Origin of the sequence: Campylobacter fetus subsp. fetus (assembly GCF_900475935.1) — a bacterium.
GTDB classification, from domain to species: Bacteria; Campylobacterota; Campylobacteria; order Campylobacterales; family Campylobacteraceae; genus Campylobacter; species Campylobacter fetus.
Genome location: NZ_LS483431.1, coordinates 936,603 through 957,562 on the forward strand (window position 1 = coordinate 936,603; position 20,960 = coordinate 957,562).

22 protein-coding genes are annotated in these 20,960 nt (G+C 33.6%); 9 read left to right on the plus strand and 13 right to left on the minus strand.

Going from position 1 to position 20,960, the window contains the following annotated elements:
- Window positions 1–3: 3 nt before the first annotated feature.
- From cybH to DQN38_RS04650, 6 genes are all read right to left on the minus strand, one after another.
- Window positions 4–681, minus strand: coding sequence for a Ni/Fe-hydrogenase, b-type cytochrome subunit (gene cybH / locus DQN38_RS04625; protein WP_002849471.1), 678 nt, complete (start codon window positions 679–681; stop codon window positions 4–6).
- A gap of 10 nt (window positions 682–691) precedes the next feature.
- Complete coding sequence (locus tag DQN38_RS04630; protein WP_002849472.1) at window positions 692–2,413, minus strand: nickel-dependent hydrogenase large subunit; 1,722 nt, start codon at window positions 2,411–2,413, stop codon at window positions 692–694.
- Between the two features lie 3 nt (window positions 2,414–2,416).
- Window positions 2,417–3,568 carry a hydrogenase small subunit gene (locus tag DQN38_RS04635; RefSeq protein WP_011732009.1) on the minus strand — a complete coding sequence of 384 codons (1,152 nt, stop codon included), beginning with the start codon at window positions 3,566–3,568 and terminating at the stop codon, window positions 2,417–2,419.
- Between the two features lie 177 nt (window positions 3,569–3,745).
- Window positions 3,746–4,057 carry a branched-chain amino acid transporter permease gene (locus DQN38_RS04640; protein ID WP_011732010.1) on the minus strand — a complete coding sequence of 104 codons (312 nt, stop codon included), beginning with the start codon at window positions 4,055–4,057 and terminating at the stop codon, window positions 3,746–3,748.
- Entirely contained in the window at window positions 4,057–4,680 is a 624-nt protein-coding gene (locus DQN38_RS04645; protein ID WP_170117941.1) for an AzlC family ABC transporter permease, read from the minus strand. Before DQN38_RS04645 ends, DQN38_RS04640 begins: the two co-directional genes overlap by 1 nt.
- A gap of 195 nt (window positions 4,681–4,875) precedes the next feature.
- A complete protein-coding gene (locus tag DQN38_RS04650) occupies window positions 4,876–7,449 on the minus strand; it encodes an ATP-dependent Clp protease ATP-binding subunit (protein ID WP_038453456.1) in 2,574 nt (857 codons plus the stop codon).
- A gap of 162 nt (window positions 7,450–7,611) precedes the next feature.
- Here DQN38_RS04650 and DQN38_RS04655 point away from each other — a divergent pair, with 162 nt between their 5' ends.
- The 7 genes from DQN38_RS04655 (at window position 7,612) to crcB (ending at window position 12,952) form a co-directional block, all read left to right on the plus strand.
- Window positions 7,612–8,913 carry a S41 family peptidase gene (locus DQN38_RS04655; RefSeq protein ID WP_372683080.1) on the plus strand — a complete coding sequence of 434 codons (1,302 nt, stop codon included), beginning with the start codon at window positions 7,612–7,614 and terminating at the stop codon, window positions 8,911–8,913.
- Window positions 8,914–8,923: 10 nt separating this feature from the next.
- Complete coding sequence (purC, locus tag DQN38_RS04660) at window positions 8,924–9,637, plus strand: phosphoribosylaminoimidazolesuccinocarboxamide synthase (RefSeq protein WP_002849483.1); 714 nt, start codon at window positions 8,924–8,926, stop codon at window positions 9,635–9,637.
- Between the two features lie 128 nt (window positions 9,638–9,765).
- Window positions 9,766–9,996, plus strand: coding sequence for a phosphoribosylformylglycinamidine synthase subunit PurS (purS, locus tag DQN38_RS04665; protein WP_002849484.1), 231 nt, complete (start codon window positions 9,766–9,768; stop codon window positions 9,994–9,996).
- A 2-nt stretch (window positions 9,997–9,998) separates the two neighbouring features.
- Window positions 9,999–10,664, plus strand: a complete 666-nt coding sequence (gene purQ, locus DQN38_RS04670) for a phosphoribosylformylglycinamidine synthase subunit PurQ (protein ID WP_002849485.1) — start codon at window positions 9,999–10,001, stop codon at window positions 10,662–10,664.
- On the plus strand, window positions 10,658–11,908 hold the full coding sequence (locus DQN38_RS04675; protein WP_111738195.1) for an SH3 domain-containing protein: 1,251 nt from the start codon (window positions 10,658–10,660) through the stop codon (window positions 11,906–11,908). Before purQ ends, DQN38_RS04675 begins: the two co-directional genes overlap by 7 nt.
- Entirely contained in the window at window positions 11,892–12,569 is a 678-nt protein-coding gene (locus DQN38_RS04680) for a lysophospholipid acyltransferase family protein (protein WP_011732014.1), read from the plus strand. The genes DQN38_RS04675 and DQN38_RS04680 overlap by 17 nt, the downstream gene beginning before the upstream one ends.
- A complete protein-coding gene (gene crcB / locus DQN38_RS04685; protein WP_002849487.1) occupies window positions 12,566–12,952 on the plus strand; it encodes a fluoride efflux transporter CrcB in 387 nt (128 codons plus the stop codon). The genes DQN38_RS04680 and crcB overlap by 4 nt, the downstream gene beginning before the upstream one ends.
- 26 nt (window positions 12,953–12,978) lie before the next feature.
- Here crcB and DQN38_RS04690 read toward each other — a convergent pair whose 3' ends face one another.
- The 6 genes from DQN38_RS04690 to DQN38_RS04715 form a co-directional block, all read right to left on the minus strand.
- A complete protein-coding gene (locus DQN38_RS04690) occupies window positions 12,979–13,530 on the minus strand; it encodes an RICIN domain-containing protein (protein ID WP_002849488.1) in 552 nt (183 codons plus the stop codon).
- 9 nt (window positions 13,531–13,539) lie between these two features.
- The gene (locus DQN38_RS04695; protein ID WP_002849489.1) at window positions 13,540–14,334 is read right to left on the minus strand and encodes a cytolethal distending toxin subunit B family protein; all 795 of its coding nucleotides are present in this window, start codon (window positions 14,332–14,334) and stop codon (window positions 13,540–13,542) included.
- Between the two features lie 9 nt (window positions 14,335–14,343).
- Entirely contained in the window at window positions 14,344–14,961 is a 618-nt protein-coding gene (locus DQN38_RS04700; protein WP_002849490.1) for an RICIN domain-containing protein, read from the minus strand.
- 286 nt (window positions 14,962–15,247) lie between these two features.
- Window positions 15,248–15,799, minus strand: coding sequence for an RICIN domain-containing protein (locus DQN38_RS04705; RefSeq protein ID WP_002849497.1), 552 nt, complete (start codon window positions 15,797–15,799; stop codon window positions 15,248–15,250).
- 9 nt (window positions 15,800–15,808) lie between these two features.
- A complete protein-coding gene (locus DQN38_RS04710) occupies window positions 15,809–16,603 on the minus strand; it encodes a cytolethal distending toxin subunit B family protein (RefSeq protein ID WP_111738196.1) in 795 nt (264 codons plus the stop codon).
- Window positions 16,604–16,611: 8 nt separating this feature from the next.
- Entirely contained in the window at window positions 16,612–17,313 is a 702-nt protein-coding gene (locus tag DQN38_RS04715) for an RICIN domain-containing protein (RefSeq protein ID WP_038453470.1), read from the minus strand.
- A gap of 229 nt (window positions 17,314–17,542) precedes the next feature.
- Between DQN38_RS04715 and htpG the strand changes: the two genes are divergently transcribed.
- On the plus strand, window positions 17,543–19,390 hold the full coding sequence (gene htpG / locus DQN38_RS04720; protein WP_002849500.1) for a molecular chaperone HtpG: 1,848 nt from the start codon (window positions 17,543–17,545) through the stop codon (window positions 19,388–19,390).
- Between the two features lie 39 nt (window positions 19,391–19,429).
- On the opposite strand, the gene DQN38_RS04725 is transcribed toward htpG, so the two are convergent.
- Complete coding sequence (locus DQN38_RS04725) at window positions 19,430–19,819, minus strand: rhodanese-like domain-containing protein (RefSeq protein WP_042960580.1); 390 nt, start codon at window positions 19,817–19,819, stop codon at window positions 19,430–19,432.
- 346 nt (window positions 19,820–20,165) lie between these two features.
- On the opposite strand from DQN38_RS04725, the gene DQN38_RS04730 reads away from it, so the two are divergent.
- The gene (locus tag DQN38_RS04730; protein ID WP_011732016.1) at window positions 20,166–20,951 is read left to right on the plus strand and encodes a class I SAM-dependent methyltransferase; all 786 of its coding nucleotides are present in this window, start codon (window positions 20,166–20,168) and stop codon (window positions 20,949–20,951) included.
- Window positions 20,952–20,960: the final 9 nt, after the last annotated feature.

Genomic DNA, 20,960 nt, shown 5'->3' on the forward strand with positions numbered 1-20,960 from the left:
TGCTTATTGCTCTTTTGGAAATTTATAACCGCTTATAATGGCGTCAATTGCTCCATCTTTGCCTTTTATAGCATTAAATACAGCCATATAAACATGAACTACTACAAACACCATTATAGCCCACATAGATATATGATGTATCAAACGAACATTAGCCAATCCGCCCATCCATGACTCAACAACTCTCATAGGCTCATAAATAAGACCTCCAAGACCGTTATGATAAACATGAGCATATAGTACAAGTCCAGTTAAACACACTACAAGTAATATTATATAAAACATTATATATGCTATAAATTGCAGAGGATTATAAGTACCGTGCAGATGTGGATGCTTACCTAAAAATAGATAATATTTTATCTGAGCTATCCAAATTTTTGGGCTTAAAAAATCCTTCACGCTGACTCTTTCTATTTTACTTTGTCTATCGAAGAAAAATAGATAAACTTTAAAAATAAAGCAGCCTATAAGTATAAATCCGACTATTTGATGAACTGCACGCCATTTAGCATTCATAAAATTTGTAGGCTCGCTAGTTATAGCAGGACTAACAAACACATAAGCCAGATAAAATCCGCTGACTATAAGTATAGTGATGCATATAGCTCTTATCCAGTGTGTTACTCTAAGTCCTATAGAAAACTCATATTCGGCGATATGTTTTTTACTCTCTTTCATATTCGCTCCTTTAAATCAAATTTGGATTAACTTTATATTCGCTTAACTTATTACCTTTAGTATCCATAACATGAACAGCACAAGCGATACAAGGATCATAAGAGTGAATTTTGCGAATGATCTCTAAAGGCTGTTTTAAATCAGCTATTTTAAGACCTACTAAACACGCCTCGTAACTTGCCATTTGTCCTTTACTATCTTTTGGACTTGCATTCCAAGTTGAAGGAACAACTGCTTGCCAATTTTCGATAACGCCATTTTTAATTCTACACCAATGGCTAAGCATACCTCTAGGAACATTTCCTATAAATCTTCCTTTGTACTCTTTATTATTATCAATAACATATTTGGCGCAAGTTGATTGATCTACTTTTAGATTCTCAATCAAATTATTAAATGCTTTTAGTGCGTTATTAGCTACTATAGTAGCTTCTATCATACGGCATGCCGTCCTTCCTAAAGTAGAAAATACTGCAGATAAAGGAAGCCCGGTGTCTTTTAAGAATTTATCTACTACTGGAACTACGTTTTTATTTCCTTTTGCGTAGTTTATAACGATATTTGCTATAGGTCCTACTTGCATAGGCACAGAATCATATCTTGGGGCTTTAATCCAGCTATACTTTCCTGCGATATCAAATACCTTAGTATCTTCCATCTCACCTTTAGCATTCATAGTTTGAGCATCTTTAAATCCGGTATAATTCGGCTCTGTTTGTCCATCGTAAGGATGAAGTGGAGCATCATTTTTATACCATGATCTCGTAGCTTCTTCAGTTATCTTATTTTCATCTACTTCATAAACCTTACTAACATCTCCATTTAGTATATATCCACCTTCAAATAGATACTCATTTGCTCCTAATTGAAAATCTGTATAAGTAATTAAATTTGGAGTTCCTACATCATTTAAAACGCTTGGCTCGCTCGCATACGCTTTAGCAGCCATAACCAAATCAGCGTAATAAGCACGATTTATAAAATCAGCCATCTCTTGAAACTTAACCATATATTCGCCAAGTCTTGCAGGATCTTGTAAATCCATAATACAAGTCACGCCGCCTACTGTTAAACTTTGCGGGTGAGGTTGTTTCGCACCAAATACGGCCATAGCTTGCGCTATTGTTCTTTGGAGTCTTAAACACTCCAAATAGTGACTAAGAGCTATAAGATTTTGCTCTGGAGTAAATTTATAAGTAGAATGTCCCCAGTAAGCATTCGCAAACGGTCCGAGATTTCCTTTTTCAACAAATTTTTTAACTTTATCTTGAACTAATTTTAGTTGATCGGCGCCGCAAGCGTAAGGATATTCGCTATATTTAAACGCCTCTTCGCTAGCTTTTTTAGGATCTGCACTAAGAGCGCTAACTACATCAACATAATCAAGCGCGTGGAGTTGATAAAAATGTACGGGATGATCGTGTAAAAACAGAGCCGCATTCATAAGTGTTCTAGTTAATTTTGCATTTAAAGGAGGAACTATACCAAGAGCATTTTCAACAGCTTCAATTCCTGCTCTATAGTGTGAAAATGTACAAACACCACAAATTCTTTGAGTCATAAATCCGGCGTCTCTTGGATCTCTGCCTTTTACTATAGTTTCAATACCCCTCCAAAGAGTTGAGCCGCTATAAGCTTCTTTTACGACACTATTATCATCAACAACAACTTCAATTCTAAGGTGTCCTTCGATTCTTGTTATTGGATCTACTACTATTCTTTGCTCGCTCATGTATTACTCCTTATCTTTTGTAGCTGTTGATATCAAAGCGTGAGCCGCTATAGCAACTCCTGTTATAGCTAATACACCTATACCTATTTTATCAGTTATAGCGTCTGCTCCAAGTCCCTCAAATACCGTTTCGTATAATCTATCTCCAAGAGGCTTTTCAAAAGGTCCCATTTTATCCCAAAAATCAGGCTCGGAACAACCTATACAACCATGACCTGCTTGGATAGGCCAGCTTGTATGTTGATTAAATCTTTCGCGTGAGCAGTTATTAAATGTATATGGTCCTTTGCAGCCTACTTTGTATAAACAATAACCATTTTTTGCACCATCATCGCCAAATTCTTGTACAAACTCTCCAGCATCAAAATGACCGCGCCTCTCGCAAAGATCATGGATTCTAAGACCGTAAGCCCATTTTGGACGATTATATACATCAAGCGCAGGAAGCGTTCCAAATAGTAAGAAATTTAAAACATTTCCTACGATATTTTTCTCGCTTGGCGGACAACCGGGCACATTTATAACAGGTTTGTTTGTAATTTTATGAAGCGGTCTTGCATTTGTTGGGTTTGGTCTTGCTGCTTGTATGCCTCCAAAACTCGAACAGGTACCAATAGCAAATATCGCCAAAGCATTATCACTAGCATGTATAGCGTGCTCTCTTCCAGTAGTGCCTTTTGGTCCAACTGTTAGATAAAACGAGCTATCTCCATCGGGTATTCCGCCTTCTACCATTAAAACATATTTTCCTTTATATTTCTCTATGGCATTTTCAAGATTCTCTTCAGCTTGCCATCCAGAAGCAGCCATAACGGTCTCATGATACTCAAGGCTGATATAATCAAATATCAAACTATCTATAGTTGGAGCATCTGTCCTTAAAAGACTCTCACTACATCCTGTACATTCTGCCATATGCAACCAAATAACCGGAAGTCTATCTGCAAGCTCAGCTGCTTTTGCAACAACCGGAGCAAAACTAGCCGGAAGAGCCATAAGTGCCGTCATAGCTCCAGCCCATTTCATAAAGTCTCTACGGGTAAAGCCGTTTTCTTTAAGCGCTTGGGCTATTGAGCTATTTTTTTTGATTTTAGGCATCTTTGATAAAGAGTCTAGTCTATCTTGTATGGTATTTAAGAGTTTGTGCTCAACCATAACTTCTCCTTGATAATAAGATAAATTTATAAAATAAATTTTTTGTCTTTGTAATTTTACAACGATTTATCTTAATTATTTTAATAAATTTATTTTAATTGAATAACATAATGTTACTTTAAGCTTAAAAATTTCTAAAAAATATTATCTGATATCTTTTTACGTGCTTTAAATTTATCAAACAAACCTTATAATGATCATATAAATTATAGTAGGAACCATTATACTAATTAAAGAATTCTTCTTCCAAATTTGTAAAGCAAATACCAAAAATAGACAAAATATAGCACTAAAACCTAAATTAAACGTAGAAAATTCCATACTTCTAAGAGCATAAAATAGTAAAACAATCATTATGATTAAAGTAGTAGTCTGCTGCAAATACAACAAAGTTTTATTATCTGAGCGTTTTTTAAACAACCAATAAGGCAAAAATCTAGTAAGAATAGTAGCAAAACCGGCTACCAAAATATACGGCAAATACTCCATCAAAAATACCTCTTAAAAAGCAATAAAATCACCACTGCAAATATAAGAGTGCCAAATAAAAAATACTGCTGTGGAAATATAAAAAGCCCTATTATAGAACATCCAATACCTAAAAATAAGACACTTTTATTTGGATTATTTTTAAAAACTTGATAAGTTAATATAGCAAACAAAGCACTAAGACTAAAATCAATCCCTTTGTAAGATACATTTAAGCTTGAACCAAGTATAGCGCCTAGATTGACTCCAAAAATCCAGTAGCTTTGATTTAGTAAAGCCGTCATATTAAAAATTAAATTTCTGTTTTCATCACTATTTTGTTTTCGTGATTTTAGTATAGCAAAAGTTTCATCAGTCAAAGCGTAGATAAAATATATACGATTTTTTAAAGATTTTATCTCATTAAGCATAGCCATAGTATAAAAAAAATGTCTAAAATTTAAAAGAAAGGATATGAAAAAAACGCTACTCAAAGATGATCCAGATACGATAAAAGCTACAAGTAAAAACTCGACGCTTCCTGCATAAATAACGATACTAGTAAGACTCATAACCCAGATCGGCAAACCGCTGCCAACTCCATAAAGTCCGAAGGCTAAACCAAGCGGGATATATCCCATCATAACTGGGATAGTAGATTTGAATATTTCAAATTTAGACAAAATTTGTTTTCCGTAATTAAATTTGCAGATTATACAAATTTTATACTTTAAATTTAGTTAATTATAGTTAAAAATAAATCATTATAAATAAAAATAATTTTTAATTATATTTTAAGGGTGAATTTGGAGCGAAGTAAAAATTCCGCTCCAAATATTTTATATAAGATTTACGACTATTTCATCATTAAGTGCAGATATTTTTATACTGTCGCCGCTTTTTAACTCATCGCGTAGTATCATTTCAGCAAGTTTATCTTCGACTAACTCATAAAGAGCCCTTCTAAGCGGACGCGCACCATACACCGGATCAAATCCCGCTTTAGCGATAAACTCTTTAGCATTTTCATCAAGAACTGCTTTAATGCCTCTGTTTTGAAGAGTGGCCTCTAGTTCTTTAAACATTATAGAAACTATGCCGCTAAGCTCGTTTGCACCAAGAGGATTAAAGATGATCGTATCATCTAGTCTATTTAAAAACTCAGGTTTAAAATAGTCTTTTAACGCGTCTTTTACCGCATTTTCTCTCTCATCTCCACTTAAATTTGCTATCGCAGACGAACCGATATTGCTAGTCAAAATGATGATAGTATTTTTAAAATCCACGGTAACGCCTTTGTTATCTGTCGCCCTTCCATCATCTAAAATCCCAAGCAGTACATTAAACACGTCTTTATGAGCCTTTTCAACTTCATCAAAAAGTATCACGCTATAAGGTTTTCTACGAACTGCTTCGGTTAATTGTCCGCCCTCATCATACCCAACGTATCCAGGAGGCGCTCCAAGCAGCCTTGAAACGCTGTGTTTTTCCATATATTCACTCATATCAAAACGAACAAGAGCCTTTTCATCATCAAATAAAAATCTAGCTAACGCCTTTGCGCTCTCTGTTTTACCAACTCCAGTCGGTCCTAAAAACAAAAAGCTACCGATCGGTCTATTTTGACTGCTGAGCCCTGCTTTGTTTCGTTTTATGGCGCGTGAAAGAGCGTGAAGCGCAGCGTCTTGTCCTACTACGTTACGCTTTAGATGCTCTTCTACTTGCAAGAATTTCTCTTTTTCGCTAGTTAGCATACGTTTTACTGAAATTCCAGTCCATTTACTAAGAATACCCGCTACCATATCCTCATCAACTTCGTTTTTAAGCAAAACCCCGCCTTTTTTCATCTCTTCCCATTTAGCTTCTAACTCTTTTATCTTAGCGCTTGCTTCTGGGATCTTACCGTACTCTATCTCTGCGGCTTTTTCATAAGCGTTATTTCTTTTTGCAAGTTCGGCTTCATTTTTAAGACTTTCTATCTGTTTTTTGGCTTCGCTTATACCGTTAAATACCGCTTTTTCATTTTTAAATTTAGCTTCTAGTCCGGATTTTTTCTCATTTAAATTTGCAACCTCTTTTTCTATCTCATTAAGACGTTCGCTATTTTTATCACTATTTTCCATTTTTAAAGCTTCTTTTTCGACTATTAGAGTTTCGATCTCTCTTTTAGCCTTTGAAAGCTCATAAGGTTCGCTTTCGATCTGCATTTTAAGCTCGGCTGCGGCTTCATCGATCAAGTCTATAGCTTTATCCGGTAAAAATCTACCGCTTATATATCTATCGCTTAGCTTTGCAGCAGCCACAAGAGCGCTATCTGTGATATTTACGTTATGATGAACTTCTAGCTTGTCTTTGATACCACGTAAAATTTGCAAAGCTTCATTTACGCTCGGCTCGGCAACATTTACTGGCTGGAAACGACGCTGAAGGGCTGCGTCTTTTTCAAAATACTTACGATACTCTTTAAGAGTAGTAGCTCCCACGGCGTGAAGCTCGCCTCTAGCAAGAGCCGGTTTTAGGATATTTGCGGCGTCCATACTACCCTCACTAGCTCCAGCTCCTACGATAGTGTGAATTTCGTCTATAAAAAGTATGATATTCCCTGCTTTTTTTACTTCGTCGATGACTGCTTTGAGACGGTCTTCAAACTCACCACGGTATTTTGCTCCGGCGATGAGGGCACTCATATCAAGAGCGATGACGCGTTTGTTTGCAAGACTAGTAGGAACAGCTTTTTTGATGATAAGCTGAGCCAAACCTTCTACTATAGCAGTTTTTCCCACTCCTGGCTCACCTAGCAAGATAGGGTTATTTTTAGTTTTACGTATGAGAATTTGCATCATCCTAGTTATCTCTTCATCTCTTCCGATAACAGGATCAAGCTCTCCTTCGCTTGCTTTTTTAGTAAGATCCACTCCAAATTTAGAAAGGCTATCAAGAGTTTCATCGCTAGTTTGACTATCTACATTGCGACCACCGCGAATGGCTTCTAGCTCTTTTTTAAGCTCTATTAAATTTATGTATTTACTTAAAATTTCTTTCAAAGGCTCTTTATCAAGGTTACCTAAAATCCAAGTATCAACAGCGATATAACTATCTCCTAAGCTTATCATAACGGCTTTTGCATTTTCTAAGCTATTTACGAGTTCGCTTGAAACTTTGATATTTTCTCTACTAACGTTTGAGCTAGTAAGGAGTTTAGAAGCGCGACTTTTTATGTCAAGCAAAACCGCGTCCTTGCTTACGTTTGTTTTATTAAAAATTTGATTTAGTATAGAGTTACTATCTGCGACTAATGCCCAAAGCATGTGCAAGCTCAAGGCTTCTGGGTTTTTATTGCCTATAGCAAGGCTCAGTGAATTTTCAACCAAACTTCTAGTTTGATCGGTTAATTCTTCAAATATATTTGCCATTTTTGCTCCTTAAACTTTATATGAGGAGCATTATACAACTTTAGTCTATCTTTGTCAATGTTCATAAAATAATTTTTAAAATTCATATTATTTTCATAGGCTAAAATTTGATATTTTTACCTTAAATTTAGGCAAATTTTAATAGAATTAATGATTTTAAAAATTTGGAGTTTGAAATTGAAAAAGAAAAATTTTTTTCAAGCATTTGGATTTGTTTTAGTTCTAAGTATAGGACTATTCACAACTCTCAATGCGAAACAAAACAGTGAGGCTAGTAGACTAGAAGCTCTTGCAAAACTTACGAAGACAATCGCAATTGTCGAAAAATACTATGTAGATGATCAGAATTTTACTCAAATAATTGACAAAACTATAGCGGGTCTTATGTCAAATTTAGATGCTCATTCTAGTTTTCTTGACGAAAAAGCATTTAAAGATATGCAGATACAAACAAGCGGTGAGTTCGGCGGTCTTGGTATAACAGTTGGGATGAAAGATGGGGCGCTAACGGTTATAGCGCCTATAGATGATACGCCGGCGTTTAAAGCAGGAGTAAAATCAGGTGATGTTATATTAAGGATAGACGGTAACTCTACTATAGGAATAACTATAGATGAAGCAGTAAGCAAAATGCGCGGCAAACCAAAGACTCCAGTTAATATTACGGTAGTAAGAAAAGGAGAGAAAAAGCCATTTGATCTTACAATAATCCGAGATATCATTAAAGTAGAGTCCGTACAAGCAAAATTGATAAAAGACGATAATATACTCTATCTAAGAGTTACAAATTTCGATCAGCACGTAACATCAAAAGCTAGAGAATTTATAAAAGAAAATCCAAACGTCAAAGGTATAGTATTGGATCTTAGAAATAATCCGGGCGGACTTTTAAATCAAGCAGTCGGCTTAGCAAATTTATTTATAGATAAAGGAATTATCGTTTCGCAAAAAGGTAGAAGCAAAGAAGAAGATGAAAATTATATCGCCGATCCATCGTTATTTGTTACAAAAGTTCCTTTAGTAGTGTTAGTAAATGGCGGAAGTGCGAGTGCGAGCGAAATAGTCAGTGGAGCGCTGCAAGACTTAAAACGAGCTGTCGTAGTAGGTGAAAATACATTTGGAAAAGGAAGCGTACAGATAGTTATGCCTATTGACAAAACAGAAGCTCTTAGACTAACAGTAGCAAGATACTATCTGCCAAGCGGTCGTACGATACAAGCAGTAGGCGTAAAACCTGATGTTATAGTATATCCGGGCAAAGCTCCGACTGAAGATGAGAATGGATTTAGCTTAAAAGAGAGTGATTTAAAACAGCATTTAGAAAGTGAATTAAATAAAATAGAACCAAAAAAAGATGAAAAAAATAGCAAAGAAAATAAAAATATCATCACACAAAAAGAGATTTATGATGATATTCAACTAAAAACTGCTATAGATACTATAAAGATATTAAACATCAAGTAAGGAGAAAATCGTGGAAAAGTTAGAAATGATCTATGAAGGCAAAGGGAAAAAGATGTGGTCTGTCAAAGGACATGACGACTTGCTTATAGCTGAATTTAAAGATGATTTGACAGCATTTAACGCTGAAAAAAAAGGCTCTGAAAGTGGTAAAGGCGCATTAAATAACAAAATTTCAACCGCACTTTTTAAACTGTTAAAAAGCAAAGGTATAGAAACTGCGCTTGTTGATACTATCAACGACACTGAACAAGTCGTGAAAAAATGCAAAATAATACCTCTTGAAGTGGTTGTAAGAAACATAGCAACAGGAAGTCTAAGCAAAAGACTTGCGATAAAAGAAGGAACAGTTTTACCTTTTACTTTAGTAGAGTTTTACTATAAAGATGACGCTTTAGGCGATCCGTTAGTAAATGATGAACACTGCATCATAATGGATCTTGTAAAAAGCGAAAACGACCTTGACAGATTAAAACATTTAGGAAGAGAGATAAACTCTATATTGCTTCCATTTTTTAAAGAAAAAGGATTAAAATTAGTCGATTTTAAGATTGAATTTGGCGTGGATAAGGATGGAAATATACTTCTTGCCGATGAGATAAGCCCCGATAGCTGCCGTTTTTGGGATTCTGTGACAAATGAAAAAATGGACAAAGATAGATTCAGACAAGATCTAGGAAGCGTAAAAGTTGCGTATGAAGAAGTTCTTAGACGCATACTTTCTTAGAATTATCTAATGATTTAGAAATACTCTTTTTAGCTATTTTAAGTAGATTTGGTATTTTAATCACTCTTACTTAAAATAGCTTAAAAAGTTTTGTTTAAAGATTTAGATATTAAATTTAAAGGTTTTATATGAAAGCAACAATAAATGTTTTTTTAAAAAATGGAGTTTTAGATCCTGCTGGTAAAGCGACTAAACATGCTCTATCTTCACTTGGTTTTAACGGTATAAATGATGCTAGGATAGGAAAGCAAATAATTTTAAATTTAGATGACGCAACTAGCGATGAAGATATAAAAAAAATGTGTGAAGAGCTTCTTGCTAATACGGTAATAGAAGATTATGAGATTATAAAAGGCTAAAAATGAAAGTAGCTATAATACATTTTCCAGGAACAAACTGTGAAAGAGATACTCAGTACGCTTTTGATAAATTAGGCTGTGAAACTAAAATTATATGGCATAAAGAAACTAGCGTAGATACTGATTTGATCATACTTCCTGGTGGCTTTAGCTATGGTGATTATCTAAGAACCGCTGCTATAGCTAAGTTTAGTCCGATTATGAATGCGGTAATAAATCACGCCAAAAAAGGCGGTCTTGTGCTTGGAATTTGCAATGGATTTCAAATGCTTTTAGAAACAAATCTTTTAGATGGAGCAATGAGAAGAAACGAAAATATGAGCTTTATAAGCAAATTTCATTACTTAAAAATTATATCAACTAACAATAAATTTTTATCAAATTTAAATAATGGAGACATAGTAGATATACCTTTAGCTCATGGAGAGGGAAACTACTACGCTGATGATGATACTATAAAAAGATTATATGACAATGATCAAGTATTACTAAAATACTGTGATAAAGATGGCAATATTGTAAATGTAAATGGCTCAATTGACTCCATAGCAGGAATTTGCAATAAAAATAAAAATATATTTGGACTAATGCCTCATCCTGAACGCGCTATAGAAAGTATTCTAGGAAGCGAGGACGGTATAAAAATGCTAAAAGGTTTGATTTGCTAAAGTATATTTTACTGTTATTTCTGCCTTTTTATACTACTTTAGTAGCACAAGAAGTTAGTATTTTTGATATGATAGATGGTAAAACCACGCAAAATAAAGAAAATACGATAAAAAATAACCAACAGCAAAATACAATATTACAGCAAAATGCAAAAAAGCAAATTCTTCCTTCCGAAATACAAAAAATTGCCCCAACAGACGAACCAGATGAAAACATAGATAGCACACAAATTTACCAAACCATAGAGCCAAACAAGCTTATACTAACAGCATCTAAAATGCCTAGATCTGTATATATCTATCAAGTTTTTAGCATAAAACTAAAAGCGGACACTGAACAAAATTTAAATTTCGACCTAAACTTAACCGTGGATTCAAACGATCTGATATGGCTAAATCCAAAACCGAATTGGAGTGAACTTAAACGCGGAATTTATGAAACAACACTATGGTTTGAGGCAAATAGCACAAATGCAAATATCAGTAATATAACTTTAACTCTAAATAGAAACGATAGTTTCTTTCAAAAATCAAGCATAAGTACGGAAATTCCGCTTATTAAAAATTTAAAAACAGATGATAAATTTGCAAATATGGTTGCAGATAAACTAGAGATTAAGAAGGTAAAAAGTTCTAAATTTGACGAGCTTTATAACTTAATAACAATAGAACTTGAGAGCAAAAACGGAAATTTAAGCTCATTTTTTATACCGCAAAACTTTGAAAAGCAAGGGATAGAGTCTATCAAAGGAGATTTTGTAAATCAAAACGGTAACTACTTTATTATAGCAGATAAAGATATAAAAAATATAAATTTTAGCTATTATAATCTAAAAAGTTCTAAATTTGAAAGTTTCGATATAGATATAAAAGTTGAAGTCGATGATCTTAGTACGCAAGTAAACTTAAATCCTAAAGAGAGTGAGTTTGAGCTATATAAAGATATTGCTTTATACTCTATAATTGTGATTTTCTTGCTCTTATTTATATTTAAAAGAAGTTATTACTCGTTTATTATCGCTATAGCATTTGGTATATATACATTTTATGATAACCGACCTTTTAGCGATGCTAAACTTAAAATCAATTCAGAAGTCAAAATACTTCCTACTTCAAACTCAACTATATTTTTTGTAGCCAACAGACCTGAAAAGGTAAAAATAATGGCAAAAAACGGAAATTATACAAAAATACTTCTCGAAAATAAAAAAATCGGCTGGGTATCAAATGAAAATATTGAGTAAAATAAAAACTATACTTTATGCTATAGAGCTTATTTTAAGTATAGCGGGGGTTGTTCTTTTTATGGCTATTTTCAAAGATAAAAATCGACAAATCAGGCGTATGTGGGCAAAATTGCAGCGATTTTTTATAAGATATCAGCTAGAAGTAGTAGGAAAACCTATCGATGAAGCAAATTTAATAATAATAAATCATCAAAGCGTACTTGATATAATAGTTATGGAAGAGATACATCCGGCAAATCTATCTTGGATAGCCAAAAAAGAGATAGGCAAAATACCTATAATAGGCAAAATACTTACAATACCAAAAATGATTCCGATAGATAGAAAAGATCCCAGATCGCTTCCAAAACTCATAAAAGACGTAAAAGATAGAGTAGATAACAACAGGGTTGTAGCGATGTTTCCTGAGGGCACAAGAAGCGAAGGAGATAAGCTTCTTAAATTTCAAAGCGGAGCTAAAATAATCGTTTCAAAACTAAATTTAAAAGTACAGCCGGTTCTCATCATAAACTCAAGAAATATTTTAGATACAAAAAGATTTAAGCTAAATAGCGGATTGCTAAAAGTCATATATATGGATTTGATAGATACTAGTAATGAAACTTGGCTAGAAGAAACTAGAGCAAAAATGCAAGCTCTTTTAGATCAAAACATATGAGTTTTACGACTATTTTTTATATAGGCTTTGGCGGAGCACTAGGAGCTATACTAAGAAGTTTCACAAATGGATTTGTAAGTAAGATATTTCCGAATTTATCCTTTCCCCTTGGAACTTTAAGCGTAAATATCATAGGTGGATTTTTCATAGGTTTTTTAATGAGCCTTGCTTCAAATATAAATATAGATATCAATTTAAAATCATTTTTAGTTACAGGATTTTTAGGAGGACTTACGACATTTTCTACATTTAGTTATGAAAATATGCTTTTACTTCAATCAGGAAATTATACGAACGCATTTTTAAATATCGCTTCAAATTTACTATTATCTTTGCTGTTTTGTTATTTTGGATTTTGGATAGTTAAAGTTATGTACGCATAGCTAAGAGAGAGATCTCCTAGCAGTTTTTAACGAGTAATTCTAGCTTGATTAAACGCAGGAGAGATATTAAACAAATTTTCAAGAGGTATATCTTGATTTTCATCTACTACGCAAGGTTTAAGTCCTATTTGATCTATCGTCTGTTCGGCGTAAGGATTTACCACACTAAGGCAAAAACCTCGTTTTACTATACTTTCAATCTGAACTGCAGATGAAATAGTAGGAAGTATGCTAAATGCAACTCCATATAGACCGACCGCTGTACTCTCGCATCGAGTTACGCTGAATTTATCCCTGATATCTATACTTAAACAATCTCCTGGCTTGATAACAGATACGAATTGAACTACTCCAAACGGAAATTTCCCGACTCTGGATGGAAGTTGTATTTCGCTTATTGTCCAGTTAGATCCTAAAGCAGCTTTTCCTCCATCATCTCTTGTTATGGGAATTCCTGTTAACAAGCTTCTTATAGCTACTATTGGTGTATAATCCGAAGGCTCGTCTATAGCATATAAAGATATTGATGATATTAAAATAGCCAAACCAAGTGCGATTTTTTTATATATGTATTTCATTTTTATTCCTTAAAATTTTCTAAAATTTACTGGCACATGGTCAGATGTGATTTGAGCTCTCATATTTGCTAGCATAAGTATAGCAGCTATAGCAGGAGCCGAAAAAGCACTTGTTCCGGAGTTTCCAGCAACAAGATAATCAAGAGTTCTGCCGCTGCTTTGAGTCGGAGCATTTGGAGCGATAATGCTAACTCTATTTCTAAGTCCGCCTTCTAAAGCTCCTAGTAAAGAGCTCGGCTCACGGTTAAAATCCCCGCCGATAACCCAGTTTATACCTCCTTGTCCTATAAAAGAGTCGTGTACGCGGTGAATCAAAGATGGAGCGTCTGGTCCTCCGCTAGCCAAAGCATGAGCTGTAAAAAATACATCGTTTCTTATATGTATGCCTATGGCAGGTCTAGCAGCAGCGATTTCAGGATATATTATACTTACGTTATCGGCTCTTCTGGTTGAAACGATAGCCAAATTTACCCTATTTGCACCGACATCTATCCTAGAGTGATAGATATAAACCATATTCGGACGTGAGTTAGTGCCTAAATTCCACGTATATTCATCTACTGGGGTGCCGCCTTGAAAAACACGTTGAGTATTTACTGCTGTAGTCGGTATGCTGCCCGATTCTTGCAACATAAGTATATCAGCTGCAGCGTCTCCCGTTATTAACTGTCGTACATTCACGTTCCACTTGCTTTCAGTAGAAGCCGATGATCCTTGCATATTCCAAGTAGCAATTTTATAATCTTCTATAGCTGCAAAACTTAGACTTGCGCTAAGCAGTGCTAATATTATAAATTTTTTCATTTTTATCCTTTAAAAATTAAGCGGCTCTTTTACAGAGCGCGTTTTTATGGTTGGGGCCGTTATCATCCACTGCTGATCTATATTTGTTCTATTTTTCTCTACGCAAGGAGTTAAATTTATGTTATAAAACTTAAAACCTCTTTCAAAATCAGTCTGCAAGCATCTTCCATCGCTAAAATTTTTAAATTGAACGGCGCCATTATCAAATGGTATCATTTCCCAAAATTGAGGTGCGGATTTAACGTCGCACGTAGTATGAACAACTCCACTCAAATAAGCACTTAGGCATGTTTTAGTGGATTCATTTACGATTTGAACATAATTTTTTGGATAAAGCTTTAATCTCCAAATTCTAAGATAACCAAAAGGTACGCTATCTCTTGCACTATACCCCCACACCCAATTCAAAGGCGCGGTAGCCCATACGGTTATAACGACTCCATTTTGAGCCATTATAGATACAAGATCAGAGTTAAAAGGAGTGTTGTAAAATACCGGAACAGGATTATACGGATCATCACTTCTATTTGGTCCATGCACCGGATCGACATTTGAATTAGCACTCATAATAGAGTAGCTAAGAATAGAAATATACGCCACAATGAGCGATTTTTTAAATAAGTTCATTTTAGTCCTTTTTAATATGGAGTCATTCTATCTTATATAATCTTAAATAATTATTAAATTTACTATAAATAATAAAAATAAATAAATTAGCTTAATATATTTTTATAACAGTAGATATAATCTTATTGTTTAGTAATAATATAACTTTAATATAGTAAATAAATATGTTATTTACTATATTCAAATTTAAAACGATAAATAGAAACAAATATTAAATTTGGATATTTAAATTTAGAAATTTTAATTAAATAAGCCGAAAAAATATTTTTCACGGCTTTAATATAAGTTATCGCACGACTTTTGCAGGCATAAATGCGGAGCCGATAACAATCAAATTTTCAAGTAAAATATTTTTATTAGGATCTTTAATACACTTTCTAACTCCAAACTTATCCATAGATGAACTAGCGTATGAATTTACTATACTAAGGCACTCGTTTAATCCGGCAACAGCTTCTATCTGAACAGCAGAAGTATTTGTAGGCAATATAGAAAACACGCTTCCATAGTTTCCTACCGCAGTACTCTCGCAAGACATAGTAGTGAGTTTTCCGGCTAAACTTAGTCCTAGGCAAACATTATCATTTACAGGAGATACAAATTGCACGGTTCCAAAAGGATAGTCTTTTGAGATGATATAAGGAAGAGTTATCTCTCTTAAATTCCAATTTGTTTTTATAAGGCTGCTCGGATTATCTTCCATACTCAAAATAACTCCAGAATAAAGACTCCTTATACTAACCAAAGGCGTAAAATTAGTCTCATCGTCATCGGCTTGCAAAGATATATTTAAAAAACATACAGATAAAATCGATAGCATAAATTTATAAATTTTCATTTTTACTCCTTAAAATCTTCTAAAATTCACGGGAATATGATCTGAGGTAATCTGAGATCTCATATTTGCTAGCATAAGTATAGCAGCTATAGCAGGAGCCGAAAAAGCACTTGCTCCGGAGTTTCCAGCAACAAGATAATCAAGCGTTCTGCCGCTGCTTTGAGTCGGAGCGTTTGGAGTGATAATGCTAACTCTTTGCCGAACACTACTTTCTAAAATATTTACCAAAGAACTCGGCTCACGGTTAAAATCCCCGCCGATAACCCAGTTTACATTCGGACTAGATATAAAATTTCTATATACATTTTCTACTATGGCCGCAGAATCGGTACCTCCATTAGCAAGAGCGTGAGCAGAAAAAAACGCGTCATTTCCTATACGAATACCAAGAATCGGTCTTGAAAGAGTAGTAGGAGGAGTAAGCACTATAACTTCTTCGGCTTGCAGTCGAGATACGATAGCTAAATTAACACGATTTGCACCAACATCAACACGAGAATAATATATATAAACCATATTTGGACGTGAATTAGTACCCAAATTCCATATATATTCATGTACTGGTATACCGCCTCTTTGAACTACTCTTTGGCTTTGAACAGCACTATGCGGCAAACTGCCCGCCTCTTGTATAAATAAAATATCAGCAGCGTTACTTCCAGCTATTAACTGCCTTACATTTACGTTCCACTTGCTTTCAGTAGAAGCTGATGATCCTTGCATATTCCAAGTAGCTAGATTATAATTCTCAATAGCTCCAAAACTCAAGCTAAAACAAAATAATATTAAATAAATATTTTTCATGCAAATCCTTATCTAGATGGTAATGGTATGGGTGATGTAGTCATAGCAGGAGCTATTATCTGCCACTGTTGATCTAAATTTATAGCTTTTTCTGCACAATCAACTAAATATAAACCATAATAACTATAACCCTTTGTAGAGTTTGACTGCAAACAAGTCTGAGAAGCAAAATTTTTTATCAAAACAGTACCGTTACTAAACGGTTTTAATTCCCAAAATTGTGCTTGATTTGTATCCTCGCAAGGTATATGAACAATACCGTTTTGATATGCATTTATGCAAGTACCGGTCTTTTTATTTTGAATTTGCACAAAGTTCTTAGGATAAATAATAAACCTCCAAATTCTAGCATCTCCGAAAGAACGGCTATTTAAAGGAGAATAACCCCACACCCAATTAAGCGGTGCAAGTGCCCAGATAGTTATAAGAGCGTCATTTTGTCCGATGATAGATACATAATCCGAGACTGATGGAGTGTTATAAAAAACCTTAGTATCGTCAAAAGGATTAGACGGATTTACCGGTTTATTTGGACCTCGAACAAGGTCGTTTGCCGCGGCTAACAAAACCGGTTTATAATGAGCAGTCGTAGGAGCTGAGTTTAGAGGATTCTTTATAGCATTAGGAAATTTATTTGTTTGTTCATAGGCACTGCTGGAACATCCTATAAATATCGCAAATATTATATTTTTAAATTTAAATCGCTTCATTGCAATTCCTTTTTTATTTTAAATTTAAATTGTACATAATAATAGCATAATTTGATATTTATTATTATAAATTCATTAAAAAAAATTATAAAGTATTAATAAAAATACTCAATTTTAATTTTTAAAATTTAGAAAACTTGATATAATTACTATCAACTTTGCTGATTATATCTTGACAAAATTAGCACTCTTAGATATAATTTGCTAAAAATTTTTAGGAGAAATGAAAATGGCTACACATGAATTTCAAACAGAAGTCAGCGATCTTTTAAATTTAATGATTCACTCATTATACTCAAACAAAGAGATATTTTTACGAGAACTTATATCAAACGCAAGTGACGCGCTTGATAAGTTAAACTATCTTTGTCTTACCGATGATAATTATAAAAGTCTAGTTTATACACCAAAAATCGATATAAAACTAGACAAAGATGCTAAAACTTTGATCATTAGCGATAGCGGTATAGGTATGGATGAAAATGATCTGATAAATAACTTAGGAACTATCGCTAGAAGCGGAACAAAAGGATTTTTAAGCTCAATGAGCGGAGATTCAAAAAAAGATAGTTCTTTAATAGGACAATTCGGAGTTGGATTTTACTCGGCATTTATGGTAGCTAATAAAATAGAAGTCATAAGCCGTAAAGCACTAGATGATAAAGCCTATAAGTGGATAAGCGATACAAAAAATTATAGTATTGAGCCTACTACAAAAGATAGCCAAGGAACAGACATCATACTATATTTAAACGACGATGAATTCAATGATAGTTTCCGCATAGAAAGCATAGTTAAAAAATACTCAAATCATATCGCGTACCCTATTTTTATGGACAAAGACGAATGGATAGCGCCAAGCGGAGATGAGAAAGAAGGTCATTACGAGAGCAAAAATTCTCAAATTAACAAAGCTTCAGCTCTTTGGAGAATGTCTAAATCTAGTTTAAAAGTCGAAGATTATAACGATTTTTATAAACAGCTAAGTCACGATAACAGCGATCCGCTTATGCATATACATACAAAAGCCGAGGGAAAGATAGAGTACACAACCCTATTTTATATCCCAAGTACCGAACCGTTTGATCTATTTAGAGTTGATTATCAAAGCGGCGTAAAGCTCTACGTAAAAAGAGTTTTTATAACCGATGACGCAAAAGAACTGCTTCCTCCATATCTTAGATTTGTTAGAGGAGTGATGGACGTAGAAGATATTCCGCTAAACGTAAGTCGTGAAATTCTGCAAGAAAACCGCATTTTAGCAACGGTAAAAGATCAAAGCATTAAGAAGATATTGAGCGAACTTGAAAAAATGCTAAATAACGATAGAGAAAAATACATAAAATTTTACACATTATTTGGAAAAGTATTAAAAGAAGGACTCTACGGATTTAGTACAAATAAAGACGAAATTCTAAATTTATGCTTATTTAAATCAAGCAATAAAGACGGTTTAATATCTCTTAAAGAGTATAAAGCTTCTATGAAAGAAGATCAAAAATCCATATACTATATAAGCGGTCAAAATGAAATTATGCTTAGAAACTCGCCTTTACTAGAAAGCTTTAAAAAGCAAGGAATAGACGTTCTGATTTGTGATGAAGAGATAGATACTATAGTAATGCCGATGGTATACGAATATGATAAAACGCAGGTAAAAGCCGTAAATAGCTCCGATATAGATGATGAAATTAAAAATGATAAGAATATAGATGAGAGTAAACACGCCGAGCTTCTTGTAAAGATAAAAGAAGCTTTAAAAGATGATGTAAAAGACGTAAAACTCTCAAGCAGACTAAATGACTCAGCAGCGTGTCTTATATTTGATAAAAATGATCCGGATTACGCTATGCAAAGCATATTTAAACAGATGGGTGAAAAAGCCATAAAAGTAAAACCTATACTTGAGATAAATCCTAATCACGAGCTATTTACTAAACTTGAAAAAAACGAGATAATGGTAAATGATGTGTCAAATTTACTTTTAAATATGGCTAAAATAAGCGAAGGAATGCCAGTAGATAACCCAAATGAATTTGCTAAAAAGCTTACGAATATTATGGTAAAAGCGCTCTAAATAGGCACTTTTACTACTTTATCAAATTTATTTTGATTTTTAAGGTTTGATTGTAGGTATGTTTTTATCTACTGCTTTATTCATGCCGCCGTCTATGTTTATAACATTTTTTACGCCGCCCTCATCTAGCAAAACCGAAGCCGGGCGGCTTCTATTTCCGCTTCTACATATAACTGCTACTTTTTTATCTGTGTTTAGCTTACTTTTTACCTCATTAACGAAATTTGGATTGATACTTCCATCGCTATTTTTATAAGTAACCAAAATAGCTCCTTTAAATACTCCGGTTTGCGCCCATTCAGATGGAGTTCTAACATCTACTATTTGAATATCTTTGTCATTCAAAATCTCCTCGTTAAAATCCACAGTAGTAACTTCTCCAAACAGATAAACGCTTAAAGCCGTCAAAATCAGCAAAATCTTTTTCATCGTCATACACTCCTATAATATTAAATAAAAAGTCTAAGCATATCAAGTATTGCTTTATAAAATATAAATTTGAAAGAAATGTTTTTATTTATAAATTCAGTTTATTTATTATTTTATTTATATATTTAACTAAAAAATTAATCAATACATAATATACTAAATTATATTATGTAGATAAAAATAAATTTATATATCTAAATTTTTAGAATTTATTGTGATATAATATGATTTTTAGTGCTTCTTATAGTATATAAATTTACAGAAAATTATATGCATAAATTATTTTAATATATAAAACTATAGTTTAATATATTTTAAATTATACAATACAACAAAAAGGAGATTTATGAGTAACGCAAACGCATGGGACGATATGTCAAATTCTTACCCTCGCTACAATGACTCAGCAATGAAAAAAGACGTAAATTTTGTACTTAACTGGTGTGAAGAAATAGGTGTAAGATTTGAAGGAAAAAGTATCATAGATATAGGTTGCGGAACAGGAACGGTAGCAATTCCTCTTGCAAGCAAAGGCGCTAAAGTATGCGGCATAGATCTGTCGCCCGGTATGCTTGAAGTGTTAGAAAACGACGCTAAAACACTAGGTATAGACTCTTTGATAACAACTTTTATAAGCGACTGGGATAGTTACGAAATAAAAGATAAATTTGATATAGTTTTGACCTCTTTAACTCCGGCTTTGCATAGTGATGAAAATGTTATAAAAGCATTTAGCGCAGCTAAAGATATAGGAATTTACGTAGGATGGGGAGATTATAAAAAAAGTAAATTTCTTGATATTTTGATAGATTCGCATAAGCAAACTCCGCAAAAACCAGTACGCGGCTGTATAAAAGCGGCTCAATTTAAAGATATTTTAGATAAAAACGGTATTTTGTTTAAAACTACATCTTTTGAAAGTTCATGGGAAAATAAGCTAAGTATGGATCAAGCTATAAATTATTCAAATGCGATACTAAAAAGATGTGAGCTAATTCCAGATAGCAAAATTATAGATGAAGTTTTAGCAAAGTTTCAGCAAAACGACAAAGTAATTATAAGCACAGACGCTCAAAAAAGCATAATTTTATATGCTATTTCGGACTCTGCTAAGAAAAAATATTTCAGCTAAAATCCAAAA